Below are 13,116 nucleotides of genomic sequence, written 5' to 3'. Positions count from 1 at the left end.
TTCCTTTTGCATTATTTTGCTAAAATCACTCACGCAATACGAATCAGCGTAAAACCGAAAATAAACAAAGTCAATCATAAAATACGATTTAATAATTAAATAACTGAGCATGCAAAAATACGAAATCTGCCCGACGAGGTACACCGCGCATTGCGGGTGCAGGCCGCTCAACATGGGCGTAGCACCGAAGCCGAAGTCCGCGAAATTCTAGCAGTAGCGGTCAAGCCAGAGACACGCGTTCGTCTGGGTGATGCCCTCTCGGCTTCAGGGTGGGCGGGTCGATCAAGGGCACTTTTTTTTCTGTGAAATGCACACGTCCTGCTGCGCCTGAGCAGCACAGATATAAAAGGCGCGTGCGCGCCACTGGATTGCCGCCTGCGCGGCAATGACGAATTGGGCGACTGGGTAGATGCGTGGATGCGAGGATGCGTAATCGACCTGGCCTGTTCTCGCCTCACCAGTCGCACGTAGGCGGGAATCCAGTGGCACATATCGCCCGCAGCCTGGCGGCGGTTCCGGCTGACAAGCCCTTACCCAACAGACGCACGCACAGTCGAATGTAGACCAATCGAAACAAATTCCAATAAATTGAAGCAATACTGATGTATTGCATCAATATCCGAAATTAAATATGCTCAAAAGAAACTATTTATAAATCATCTATTTAGTTTTAACAATTTGCTACAAATCAACAACACTCATACACATACAGATGAAAATTTATTTTCATTCCGAGTAGAGTGTCCTTCAAGCAAATGTTTTTCCGACCCGGGTTTTGCTGCATTTCCTCCCCAATGCCCCACTTCAGTAACCGCTAGCGCTTGACTCATTGTAGTGGTCAAGTTATTTCGGACACATCAATAGGTTTTTTTTCTGCCATTTCTTTTTCGTAAATCATGGGCGGCAAATTGCCCAGCGTTGAATGCAATCGTAAGCAGTTATAAAAGCCTACGATGTATTCAATGATGTCTTTTGTGGCTTCCATTTGATTCGCGTAATCGCGTTGCCAGACACGCTCCATCTTTAAATTTAAGAAGAAGCGTTCCATCGCCGCGTTATCCCAGCAGTTTCCTTTACGGCTCATACTGCAAACAAGGCCATGTTGTTTGAGTAAATGTTGGTATTCATGACTGGCATATTGACTGCCACGGTCGGAATGCAAAATTAAACCCGCTGCCGGCTTACGTGCCTCAACCGCCATCCGTAGCGCCCGACAAACCAATTCAGCTGGCATCGTTGGCCCCATTGCCCAGCCTATGATTTTTCGTGAGAATAACTCCATCACGACCGCCAAATACAACCAGCCAGTACGCGTACGGACATAGGTAATATCGGAAGTCCAGGCGCGATTGGGCTCTGCTGGGTTGAACTGTCTATTGAGAATATTGCTCGCTATTGGTAAATCATGTTTGCTATCTGTCGTGTTGATAAATTTTCTCTTCCAGACGGTTTTGATCTGGGCTTCACGCATTAAGCGCCGTACTTTGTAGCGGCCAATGACGATGTTCTTGGCGTGCAGTGCACTGACCAGGCGACGGCTGCCATAACTGCGGCCACTGGCAGCGAATTCCGCTTTCAGATGCACGCTGGTGACACATATTGCGGTCATTTTTGTCTTTGCTTTTGCTGCGTAGTAGCCAGACCGGCTCGCTCCCAAGAGACGACACAGTTGTGCTACCGTGGCCTTCGTTTGCCAATGATCGACTAACTCGTAGATCATTTCATTTCGCGTGCAAAGAAGGCCGATGCTTTTTTTAACAGGTCATTGTCCGAACGCAGTAGACGGTTTTCTTGTTCGAGTTGGCGAATCCGTTGCAGCTCGGCAGACAGTGGTTTCCCTATGCCAGCCTGGCCACCTTGTTCAGCGCGATATTGTTCAACCCAGCGCCGCACGGCGGTTTCTCCAATACCCATATCTTTCACGATTTTAGCAACCGCTACGCCTTGATCCAGCACCATCCGGGCCACTTCAAGTTTAAAAGTAGCTTCGTATTTTTTATTCCCAGTCATCTTTATTTTCCTCGTTTAGGTAATTATTCCTCCTATTGAGGTGTCCGTAAACATTAGACCATTACAGATTTCGAGTATCAGGCAGGAAGCGGAAAAACAATCTCTCCCCCAAAAGCCAGCTCAGGCGTTCTCACTTCGCCTCGCTCATTGTCTAGTCATGTTCAAGGAATTTCATCAATGCAATTTCCAGAAAAAAAGAATGTCCTGTGTGTTCGGATTGCCCTCAGTGCCATCGCCGGCACCCTGTTGCTGAGTGGGTATGCGCAAGCACAAACAGAGAGCGAGAACAATAAACTCCAGAAGGTGGAAATCACCGGTTCTAACATCAAGCGTGTCGATACCGAAACGGCCTCGCCGATACAGATTATCAGTCGAGCGGAAATTGAACGTTCCGGTGCCAGCAGTTTGTCGAGTGTCATACAAAGTATTTCCTCGAATAATACCGGTTCCTTGAGCGGCGTGGAATACAATGGTTTTTCACCCGGCGCGTCAACCGCCTCCTTACGTGGTTTGGGCAGTGGTGCCACGCTGGTGTTGGTGAACGGTCGTCGTATTGCTCAGTACGGTTTGACTGGTTTTCAATCGCAGTTCGCCAATCTCGATAGTATCCCGGTCGGTGCGGTCGATCGTATCGAAGTCTTGCTCGATGGCGCTTCGGCAATTTATGGCTCCGAAGCGATTGCCGGGGTAATCAATGTCTGGTTGCGTAAAGACTATACCGGTGCCGAAGTCAGTGTCAGCGGGTTGACCAATCAGAATGGCAAAGGCAGTAATGGCACGGTCAATCTCAGCTATGGCATGGGGGATATCACCACCGATAAATTCAATGTCTTCGGCAGTTACGAACACAATGATCAATCTGAATTATTGATGCGCGATATCAATGCCTATCATACTCAGGATTATCGCGGCATGGGCTTTAGCCGCGGCGATCGGCGCAGTTCGTATTCGTATCCGGGCAATATCTCTACCCCGGCCGGCTTTGTCTCGAATGGCCCGTGTAATCCGGCCAATTTAGCGGTGCGTAGCGGCACCACGCGCTGTGTGCTCGATAGCTTTGACAGTACGGCTGCCGTTCCCAAGTCTTCGCGCGATTCCTTGTTTACGCGCGGGACCTATGAAATCAATGCCAATCACAGTTTTTTCTTTGAAGCAGGCGTGACGCAAATCAATACCGATTTGCATTTTGATCCGCAGTTTTATTACAATAATGACAATAGTGAGTTGCAAGCCGGTGGGAATAGCTATTTGTACCGCGCTGGTGATTTGGGTCAACGTCGCATCGCTGTGACCGATACCGAAACGCGCTTGATCGGCGGTTTCAAAGGTGTGTTGGGAAATTGGGAATACGACAGCGCCATCGGTTATCTGAGCAGTAAGGCAACAGTCAACTCGACCGGTTTGATTTTGACGGATCAGATGGAGGCGGCGCTGGCCAACGGCAGCTATGTTCCGGGTGGTGCGAATGCGCCCTCGGTGTTGGCGGCGATTTCCCCGAACTTGCAGCGCAGCGGTCAAAACAAATCGAATTTCATCGATTTTAAAGTCAGTAATTCGGAATTGTTCAGTTTGCCGGGCGGCTCGGCCGGCTTGGCTGCCGGTGTTGAGTATCGTCGTGAAAGCACCAGCGATATCGATGATCCACAATTTGCCAGCGGTAATGTATTCGGATCCGGTGGTTTGCCAGCATTGCCGACGGAAAGCCGCACGACCTCTTCGGCGTATGCAGAAATCAATCTGCCGGTGTTGAAAACGGTAGAAATTTCAGCCGCTGGTCGCTACGATAATTACAGTGTCGGCGGTACCTCGGTGACACCGAAGTTGGGCATCAAATGGAATATTTTGCCTAACTTGGTATGGCGTGCCACCTCGGCACGCGGTTTCCGTGCACCGAATTTTCGGGAAGTGTCGCCGGCTGTTTCGGTTGGGTATTACAACGGGATTACCGATCCGGCACGCTGCGTAACCGGTACCGAAACGGCGTGTAATTTATCGGTGCTGGCCAATATTTCTGGTAATCAAAACCTGATGCCGGAAAAATCGAACAGCTTCACCACTGGCTTGGTATGGGAACCGATCAAGGATTACAGCATCACGCTTGATTACTACCGGATCGAGCGCACCAATGAAATCAGTTCCTTGGATATTAACTATTTGCTGACCAATCAAAATGATCCGAATTTTGCCAAATTCATCACGCAACGCGATGCCAACGGCGATATTTCAGCGATTTCTCTGCCTTACATTAATATCGGTAAAACCCGTACCAGCGGTATCGATCTTGATTTCAAAGGGAAAGCCCATTTGGGCGACAAAGGTACGCTGAATTTCCGTTCACAACTCAATTTCATTAAAGAGTATATGAGCACACCGTTCCCGGACAGCCCTACCGTCAATTACAACGGTACTTACGATCAGCCTAGTTTCCGTGGCAATGTGGCCGTGGCTTGGGAAAAAGGCCCGTGGACCAATGAAGTGGCCATGACCTATACCTCGGGTTACAGCTACAACGCTTCACCGACAGATACCTGCCAGCTCGATAAAATTTACGGCGGTTCGCAGTCGTATTGCCAGATCCAGCATTTTTCGCAATTCAATTGGTTCACCGGTTATAAGGGTTTTAAAAACATCGAGCTGAGCTTACGCGTTCAAAATATTTTCAATGCCAGCCCTTCGTTCGATGCCAGGAGCGCACTCAATAACGGTTCCTTCCCGTATAACCCGGGTTACTCGAATCCGTTCGGACGCCGCTTCGGAGCGACGCTCAAATACACCTTCAAGTAAGCTAATTGGTCGGGAGCGCAGGCTCCCGATTTTTTCAGGAGACAGGCAATGTATGTGAATCGAACAGTACGTCGCGCCCTTGCGACAGCGGTATTGGCGGCATGGGCAGCGGCGAGTATGGCCGCGACTGCGTATCAATCGGCCGCCGATATTCCGGTGGAAGTATTTTTCAAGCGCGTCGATTATCGTAGTTTGAGCTTATCGCCAGATGGGAAGACACTGGCGGCCGTGGTGCCATTAAAAACCCGCGGCAATTTGATTTTGATCGATATCGCCACACGCAAGGCGCAAATCATCACCAGTTCGGAGCGCTTCGATGTGGCTTCGCTGGAATGGGTAGGGAATAAATTTTTACTCTTTAAGGTGGCCGATGGCCAGGATGCCTCCGGTCGTTTCAATTACAAGGGTGCGTATTATTACGATGTCGAGCAAGCGCAGGTGCAGGAACTCGAGAGCACCAATGGCGATAAAAAAAATGCTATCCATATCACCAGCATTCTCAGTCATGAAGGCGGGGATTCACCGATTGCCATGGTGACGATGAATGGCCGTAGCCGCGAATTCGAAGATGTGTATCGATTCAATTTCAAAACCCGTCGCCATCAATTCCTCAGTTTTGATTCACCGGGGCGTACCAGCGGCTGGGTACTCGATACCAAAGATCGTCCGCGCATCGCCATCCGCGAAGAGTTGCGAGTAGCGCAAGGCCAAGCCCAAATGACGACTTACTGGCATTTGCCAGTCAATTCCGATAAATGGGAAAAATTGTTTGAGTCATCGAGTTACAACGATGGCGTCAGCTACCATATTCTCGGCTTTGATAATGATGACCGCACCCTCTACGTCGCGAGCAATCGTGATGGCCGAGACAAAATGGCGGTGTATAAATACGATACCACGAGCAAGCAATTTGGTGCAGTGGTGGCCGAGGATGCGGTGTTTGATGTCGACGGCGAATCGGCCGATGCACGCCTGATACGCGATCCCGATCCGAAAAATCGGCGCGTCTATGGTCTGGTGTATCAAGGCTTGACACCGACACGGGTGTGGTTCGGTGAGAGTCCGAATAAGGCCATGTCTGCCGCCATCGATGCCACGTTACCAGCGAGTTACAACACCATCCGCATCAGTGAAAACGGTAGTAAGGCTTTGGTACGCGCGAGTTCGGATGTGGATGCGGGCAGCTATTATTTCTATGATGCGGAAAAAAAATCGCTGGAGTTTTTACTCAAGGAACGCGATTGGGTGGTGCCGGCCCTGATGGCTGAGCGCAAACCGATCGCCTTCAAAGCGCGCGATGGCCTGCCGATTTACGGTTACCTGACTACGCCGCGCCATACTGAAGCCAAAAATCTGCCGCTGATTGTCAACGTCCATGGCGGCCCGATGGTACGCGGCTACCATAGCGAATCATGGGGACGCTGGCCGGAAGCGCAATTTTTCGCCTCGCGCGGCTATGCGGTGTTGGAATTAGAACCACGCGGCTCGGTCGGTTCTGGGCGAAAAAATTACTTGGCTGGCTGGAAGCAATGGGGTGGCACCATGCAAGACGATCTCTCCGACGGGGCCTTGTTCCTGGTCCAAGAAGGGATAGTCGATAAGCAGAGGATGGGACTGTTGGGCGGCAGTTATGGCGGCTATGCATCATTACAAGGGATGGTAAAAAATCCTGAGCTCTGGCAATGCGCCGATGCCAGTGTGGCAGTCTCCGATTTGGGCTTATTGCAAAGTGTCACTTGGTCTGACACGGCCGAAGCCGGTGATGTGGCGACCGGCGGTTATTTTGCCAATGAATTCGGCTTATGGGTGGGCGATGCCAAGGCCGATGCCGCGCTGTTCGAATTGCGTTCGCCTGCCAGAAATGCCCAGCGCATCCGTGGACCGATTATGTTGAGCATGGGTTCGGATGATCGCCGCGTACCCTTGATTCATGGAGAAAAAATGCGTGATGCGATGAGCCAAGCCGGTAAGTCACTCGACTATAAAGTGTATGCCGAGGAAGGCCATGGTTTCAATCGTGATGTCAGCGTGTTTGATTTATATCGTCGCGGTGAAAAATTCTTTGCCGACTGTTTGAAGAAGAAATAAGCTGTCGCTGGCCGGCGCGTCTCAAGCATGAGGAGGCGTGACGCCCGGCCAGCGCATCCAACAATCGAGCGCGGCAGCAGCAATCGTGACAATAACGATCGCCTCCCGCAAAGCAGCGTCCGCGCCGGCGTCGGACAGGCTGACCACGATGCCGCAGCCGGCACCGATGGCGAATAATAATGTGCCCATCAAGGCCGAGGCGGTACCGGCACGTGCGCCATGTGCGGCCAGCGCCAGCGCGGCGGCATTGGGAGCGATCAAGCCTATGCAACTGAGAAAACAGAACAAACCACCGAGCAGCACGGGCAGTGGCAAGCGGGTCCCATCGCTCAGCGTCAGCATGCCGAGCAAGACCAAGGCGAGCAAAAACACCAGCGTGTTCGAGACGATGTTGCTCAATGCATAGTGCTTGATCAATTGCACATTGACTTGCGCCGCCACGATCATGCCGAGTGAATTGACGGCAAACAAGACGCCGTACTGCGCCGGGCTCAGGCCATACTCCTCGATGAACAGCGGTGCCGACACGGCGATGTAAGCATACATGCCGGCCTGCACCAAGCCATTACAAATGGTATAGCCAAGAAATTGCTCATCGCGCATGAGCAGGCCGTAATTGCGAAACGCTAAACGCCAGCTCGCTGGCAGCCGTCGTTCGGGCGGCAAGCTTTCTGTCATCGCACAGCGTACCGCCAACAGACAAAGCCATCCGAAACCGGCCATGACACCGAACAAAGCGCGCCAGCCGCCATACTGCAGCAAGAAAGCACCAAGCGATGGGGCCAATAAGGGTGCCGCGCTGACGACCAACATCAGTTGTGAAAACAGCCGTGCCGCCGCGGCACCGCTGCTGAGATCGCGCACCACCGCACGCGCAATCACCATGCCGGCGCAGGCACCGAGTCCTTGCAAGCCACGTAAGGCAATGAAGCCGTCGGCACGGTCGACCAGCATGCAGCCGAGCGCCGCCACGGTATAGATCAGCAAGCCGACTTGCAGCGGCGGTTTGCGGCCGTAGCGGTCGCTGAACGGACCATACAACAATTGACCGAAAACCATGCCGAGCAAATAACTGACCACCGACCACGCGACGACCGGCCGCTCAGCACCGAACTCAAGCGCCAAGGCAGCGGCGGCCGGTAAGTACAAATCGAGTGCCAGCGGGCCGAGCGCGCACAGGGCACCGAGCAAAAAAAGTACGGGGACGGGGCGTCGAGCAGGCGTATCCATACCGCTGTCCTTTGGTGATGATCACAACAACGGTATCAGCAAGCGCCTTGGCAAGCTATAGGACGAATACGAAAATGCGGCCGGCGCAAGGGCCGGCCCGTTTATGCTGCGGACAAGGCCGGATTGAGACTGTAACGGCCACAGACTTGGGCTTGCGCCAGAATGTGCGGGGCCAAGGCGGCGCGCACCGTCGCACCATCGATGCGATCACTGAGCGGCAATTGCGCGATATCGAGGGCATAGAGGGTGAAGATATAGTGGTGCTCGATGCTGTCATTCCATGGCGGGCACGGACCGTCGTAACCGAAATACTCGCCCGCCATGTCGGCATCGCCGGCAAACCAGCCGGTGTAATCGTTGAGGCCTTGCCGCGCGCTGCTGTCGGCCAGCTCCGGGCCGGGTTTTCCGCGTGGCGTCACGCCATCGCTGTAGGCACCGGCGGCGATGTGGCGCAGCGTGGCAGGCAGGTCGATCAGGGTCCAATGGAAAAAATCGACGCGTGCCAAATCGGCCGGAACTTGTCGATCGGCACGGTTGACATCGTCGCCACGCGAAGGGACATCGGGATCATGACACAGCAGTACGAAAGAACGTGTACCCGGCGGCACATCGCTCCACGCCAGCGGCGGGTTGCGATTCGACGACCACGCCACGTGCTGCTGCGGATCGATCTTGCCGAAGGCGTAGGCTGGCGGCAGTAGGCCGTCGTTTTCAAATGCTTCGCTCGATAGTTTCATGCTGCTGGCTCCCGATAAAATTGTTGTGCCGCAGTGGCGCGGCGAGAAACTTGATTATAGCCCTGCTGTGCAGATAAGGTTGACGATCAGTCGCCACCAGGAAGACGGCTTCCGGTATACTCGGCGAGTATGCATTTAAGCAATAATTGACCGGACTGTCTCTGCCTTGGCAGCGCCGCCACATTGATTCCTACGCCAGTTCAACTGATGTGAAAGAACACCGCATGAAAGCAGCAAAAACAAGCCAAGCAACACCGATGACCGCCGAGCGCAAGAGTATTAATCTGGCCTTGCAAGGCGGTGGCGCGCATGGCGCTTTCGGCTGGGGGGTGATGGACAAGTTTCTTGAAGATGGACGTATAGAGATTGAGGGAATTTCCGGTACCAGCGCCGGTTCGATGAATGCCGTGGTCTACGCTTTTGGTAAGATCAAGGGCAATGATGGCGCACGGGCTGCATTACATGATTTCTGGAAAGCCATTTCGGATGCCGGTCAGAAGTATGCGATCAAACCGACACCGTTCGATGCCCTGTTTGGCGGCAATATGCTGCAAACCATGGTCCACAGTGGCATGAAGATGCTGACCGATACGTTTTCGCCATATCAACTCAATCCGCACAATGCCAATCCCTTGCGCGCCGTATTGGAAGCCCAGGTCGATTTCGAAGCCTTGGACCGTTTGGCACAGACCAAGCTCTTCATTTGCGCAACCAATGTACGTACCGGTAAGGCCAAGGTATTCCATACGGATGAAATCAGCGCCGATGTGGTGCTGGCCTCGGCCTGTCTGCCGCAATTATTTCAGGCCGTGCAGATCGGTGACGAACATTATTGGGATGGCGGTTACATGGGTAACCCGGTGCTCTATCCGCTGTTTTACCACACCGATTCACGCGATGTGGTGATTGTGCATATTAACCCTATCGAGCGGCCGGGCGTGCCGACGACGGCCGGCGATATCGCTAACCGTCTCAATGAAATCACTTTCAATGCGGCCTTGATGAAGGAATTACGCGCCGTGTATTTTGTCCAGAAAATGATGGACGATGGCTGGATTAAAGATGAGTACCTGAAACAAATGAAATATGTCTTGATCCATTCGGTACGCGCCGATCAAGCGATGTCGGATTTATCGGCCGCCAGCAAAATGGACAGCGATTGGGATTTCTTATGTATGCTGCGGGATCGCGGCCGTGCTTGCGCGAGCGCTTGGTTGAAACAGCATTTCAATGATCTGAATCAGCGCTCCAGCGTCGATTTGGAAAAAGAGTTTATGTAAAGCAGTGTTGTGGCAATGCTGCAAGTATGTTGGTTTTTTGCTTGCCCATCATGCCCAACGTGTATGCTTCTGAACAATAATTATAGCAAGGCCCGCGCCACCTACCCTGGCAGACCTTGCCCCCTACCCCTGGAGTAAAGATGCAGAATTCCCCGAGTTGGTTACCACATGAATTGAGCATGACGGTATTGATGACGCCTGATATGGCGAATTTTTCCGGCAATGTTCACGGCGGTACTATCCTGAAATATCTCGATAGTGTCGCGTATGCCTGTGCCAGCCGCTATTCGGGCAGCTATGTGGTGACCTTGTCGGTCGATCAGGTGATGTTTTTGCAGCCTATCCATGTCGGTGAGCTGGTGACGTTTCTGGCTTCGATCAATTACACCGGCAGCAGTTCCATGGAAGTCGGTATCAAGGTGGTGACCGAGAATATACAGGCACGTCAGGTTCGGCATGCCAACAGTTGTTACTTCACGATGGTGGCGGTCGATGCCAACCGCAAGCCGACCGCGGTGCCGCCGCTGGAAGTGATCACGCCACAGCAGAAGCGCCGTCATGAGCAAGCGGGACAGCGCAAATTATCGCGTCAGCAATTGCACGGTAAAAAGAAATCGTAATCAGTCTTTCTGGAGAGTGGCATGGTGTATGCGTTTTTTCAGAGTGGCTGGTTGGCTGATCATCTCGATCTGAGTGCGGCGATCGTGATGGCCTTGCTATTGCAATTGCTGTTATTGAAAACTTTGACAGATGGAAAAAAATTACTGAAAAGTAATTTACTGTTATCGGCCCTGCTGGTATTGCTTAGTCTGAGTGCCAGTTATATGCCGCTGCTCGGTTGGTCGGACGCGGCCTTGTTGGTGCAGGAATGCAGCACCATCGGCTGGGGCTTGGTGTTTCTTCGTCTCAGCAGTGTGCTGCTGTTTCGCTTGCTGTTGCCGGCCATGCGTATCAAAGCGCCGCGTATTCTGCAAGATATTGTCTTGGTCTTGGGCTGCATCGTCTGGGGCTTGCTGCGCTTGCGTTACGCCGGCTTGAATTTGAGCGGGGTGGTGACGACCTCGGCCGTGATCACCGGTATTTTGGCATTTTCCATGCAAGATACCTTGGGGAATATTCTCGGTGGCTTAGCCCTGCAACTCGATAATTCGATACGCATCGGTGACTGGGTCCGGATTGATGATGTGCGCGGTTGCGTGGTCGAGGTGCATTGGCGCCATACGGCGGTGCGGATGAATAATGGTTCGCGTGTGATCATTCCCAACAGCATACTGATGCGTTCCAAGTTTGAAGTCTTCAGCAGTCCGGATAGTCCGAACTGGCGGCGCGTGGTGCGTTTCAGCAGCAGCGCTGCCGTGGCACCGCAACTCGTGGTGGCAGCGATCGAAAGCGCGCTGCGCGCGGCGCATATTGAGCATGTCGCCACATCGCCACTGCCGCAATGTTTGGTGCTCGATTTTGCTGAGGGTTCCACCCAGTATATGGTGCGTTATTGGTTGAGCTTACCGCAGGCCGATGAAAGCACCGACTCCATAATACGGCAGCATATTTATGCCTGTTTGCAACGCCAAGGTCAGGGTTTTGAAATGGGTCGGCCATGCATGGATATCAACCTGGCCAATGATACCAGCGAACGCCGCGCCGCCCAATTGCAGGACAAAATAGAAGCGCGTATCCGCACGCTGGCACAAGTGCATTTGTTTTCCACCCTGAGTCGCGAAGAATTATTGCAAGTGGCGACGGCGGTAAAGGAAAATATTTTTGCGCGCAATGATGTGATGACGAAACAAGGCGATGTCGGCCACTGGATGTATTTGCTCGTGCGCGGTCAGGCCGATGTCAATTATGAAGTCAGCGCCACCGAGCGACGCCACTTGGCCACGCTCAGTGCCGGCACGGTGTTCGGTGAGATGGGTTTGATGACGGGCGAACCGCGCCGCGCCACGGTGACGGCGAAAACACATGTGGAATGCTACCGGATAGATAAACCGGTATTTGATGCACTCATGCAAAGCCGCCCCGATTTGGCCATGGAAATGGCGGCATTGCTGAGCGAACGCAATCAGGAATTACTGAAAATTCATGAAGTCAATATCAAACCCGAGCAGGTTCAACATGGAAAATTACTCAGCAGTATCAAGCAATTTTTCAAATTAAGCGCGTGACGGGCACAACATTTCCAAGGGGAGCAGCACGATGCGAGTACAAATACTAGGATGCAGCGGCGGCATCGGCGGCCCGGCCCTGCGCACCACTTCACTACTGCTTGACGACGATGTCTTGATCGATGCCGGCACCGGCAGTGCCGATTTGTCGCTGGCGGCGCTGACGGCAATCGATCATGTGTTTATCACGCACGCGCATCTCGATCATATTGCCTGCCTACCATTTATTTTAGACAGTGTCGGCGATAAACGCAGCAGCGCTCTGACCGTGCATGCGACGGCGGCCACGCTGGCAGTGTTACAAACGCATATTTTCAATTGGCATATCTGGCCCGATTTCAGCACGATTCCTTCGCCTAGCCAGCCATTTCTGCGCTTTCACACGATCACTGAGGGTGTGGCGGTGGAATTGAGCGGTGGTCGTCGCGTCACCGCCCTGCCAGCCAAGCATACCGTGCCGGCAGTTGGCTATTTGCTCGACAGTGGCCGCGCCAGTCTGGCCTTCAGCGGCGACACCACTTGTTGCAGCGCTCTGTGGGAAGCGCTCAACGCGGTGCCGAATTTACGCCAGGTAATTATCGAAGCGGCGTTTCCAAACGCCGAGCGCGAATTGGCGCTGTTGTCCAAGCATTTGTGCCCGAGCTTGCTGGAACAGGAATTATTGCAACTGAATGCGGCCGTCGAGATATTCGTCACCCATGCCAAACCCGGGCAATTCGAGCATATCGCCGCCGAAATCGCCGCTTTCAGCGGCCGCCATCGGCCGCGTATGCTATTGCACGATCAAGTATTTGAACTGTGATCGCCACTGCCTGCGCGCGG

General features: G+C 53.0%; 9 protein-coding genes and 1 pseudogene. 7 read left to right on the top strand and 3 right to left on the bottom strand.

Features of this window, described 5'->3' with window-relative positions; all coding sequences use genetic code 11:
* Nucleotides 1-117 precede the first annotated feature (117 nt).
* Nucleotides 118-270, top strand: a pseudogene (locus tag RHM61_RS11115) (FitA-like ribbon-helix-helix domain-containing protein); the annotation flags it as partial.
* A gap of 568 nt (nt 271-838) precedes the next feature.
* Here the strand turns inward: RHM61_RS11115 and RHM61_RS11110 are convergent.
* A protein-coding gene (locus tag RHM61_RS11110; protein ID WP_322247382.1) for an IS3 family transposase occupies nt 839-2,010 on the bottom strand; the annotation gives its coding sequence in 2 pieces (ribosomal slippage) (nt 839-1,746 and nt 1,746-2,010; 1,173 coding nt in all).
* Nucleotides 2,011-2,187: 177 nt separating this feature from the next.
* Between RHM61_RS11110 and RHM61_RS11105 the strand changes: the two genes are divergently transcribed.
* Together RHM61_RS11105 and RHM61_RS11100 are read left to right on the top strand one after the other, a co-directional pair.
* Entirely contained in the window at nt 2,188-4,794 is a 2,607-nt protein-coding gene (locus RHM61_RS11105) for a TonB-dependent receptor plug domain-containing protein (RefSeq protein WP_322247381.1), read from the top strand.
* 54 nt (nt 4,795-4,848) lie between these two features.
* The gene (locus tag RHM61_RS11100) at nt 4,849-6,882 is read left to right on the top strand and encodes an alpha/beta hydrolase family protein (RefSeq protein WP_322247380.1); all 2,034 of its coding nucleotides are present in this window, start codon (nt 4,849-4,851) and stop codon (nt 6,880-6,882) included.
* Between the two features lie 21 nt (nt 6,883-6,903).
* Here the strand turns inward: RHM61_RS11100 and RHM61_RS11095 are convergent, their stop codons facing one another.
* A complete protein-coding gene (locus RHM61_RS11095; RefSeq protein WP_322247379.1) occupies nt 6,904-8,112 on the bottom strand; it encodes a multidrug effflux MFS transporter in 1,209 nt (402 codons plus the stop codon).
* A gap of 101 nt (nt 8,113-8,213) precedes the next feature.
* Nucleotides 8,214-8,849: a YbhB/YbcL family Raf kinase inhibitor-like protein gene (locus RHM61_RS11090; RefSeq protein WP_322247378.1), complete on the bottom strand. Its 636-nt coding sequence runs from the start codon at nt 8,847-8,849 to the stop codon at nt 8,214-8,216.
* Nucleotides 8,850-9,073: 224 nt separating this feature from the next.
* Here RHM61_RS11090 and RHM61_RS11085 point away from each other — a divergent pair, with 224 nt between their 5' ends.
* From RHM61_RS11085 to RHM61_RS11070, 4 genes are all read left to right on the top strand, one after another.
* Nucleotides 9,074-10,129: a patatin-like phospholipase family protein gene (locus tag RHM61_RS11085; RefSeq protein WP_322247377.1), complete on the top strand. Its 1,056-nt coding sequence runs from the start codon at nt 9,074-9,076 to the stop codon at nt 10,127-10,129.
* Nucleotides 10,130-10,269: 140 nt separating this feature from the next.
* Nucleotides 10,270-10,749, top strand: coding sequence for an acyl-CoA thioesterase (locus tag RHM61_RS11080; RefSeq protein WP_322247376.1), 480 nt, complete (start codon nt 10,270-10,272; stop codon nt 10,747-10,749).
* 21 nt (nt 10,750-10,770) lie between these two features.
* Nucleotides 10,771-12,294 carry a mechanosensitive ion channel family protein gene (locus RHM61_RS11075; protein ID WP_322247375.1) on the top strand — a complete coding sequence of 508 codons (1,524 nt, stop codon included), beginning with the start codon at nt 10,771-10,773 and terminating at the stop codon, nt 12,292-12,294.
* Nucleotides 12,295-12,325: 31 nt separating this feature from the next.
* Entirely contained in the window at nt 12,326-13,096 is a 771-nt protein-coding gene (locus RHM61_RS11070; protein ID WP_322247374.1) for a 3',5'-cyclic-nucleotide phosphodiesterase, read from the top strand.
* The last annotated feature ends 20 nt before the right edge of the window (nt 13,097-13,116 follow it).

This window comes from Undibacterium sp. CCC3.4, from assembly GCF_034347425.1.
GTDB lineage: Bacteria > Pseudomonadota > Gammaproteobacteria > Burkholderiales > Burkholderiaceae_D > Undibacterium.
This window is presented reverse-complemented; position numbering and strand designations above follow the sequence as displayed.

Bases quoted from the DNA above. Each gene is read 5' to 3' on its own strand.
- RHM61_RS11105 (WP_322247381.1), top strand. From the start codon at position 2,188: ATGCAATTTCCAGAAAAAAAGAATGTCCTGTGTGTTCGGATTGCCCTC.
- RHM61_RS11095 (WP_322247379.1), bottom strand. From the start codon at position 8,112: ATGGATACGCCTGCTCGACGCCCCGTCCCCGTACTTTTTTTGCTCGGT.
- RHM61_RS11090 (WP_322247378.1), bottom strand. From the start codon at position 8,849: ATGAAACTATCGAGCGAAGCATTTGAAAACGACGGCCTACTGCCGCCA.
- RHM61_RS11085 (WP_322247377.1), top strand. From the start codon at position 9,074: ATGAAAGCAGCAAAAACAAGCCAAGCAACACCGATGACCGCCGAGCGC.
- RHM61_RS11080 (WP_322247376.1), top strand. From the start codon at position 10,270: ATGCAGAATTCCCCGAGTTGGTTACCACATGAATTGAGCATGACGGTA.
- RHM61_RS11075 (WP_322247375.1), top strand. From the start codon at position 10,771: ATGGTGTATGCGTTTTTTCAGAGTGGCTGGTTGGCTGATCATCTCGAT.
- RHM61_RS11070 (WP_322247374.1), top strand. From the start codon at position 12,326: ATGCGAGTACAAATACTAGGATGCAGCGGCGGCATCGGCGGCCCGGCC.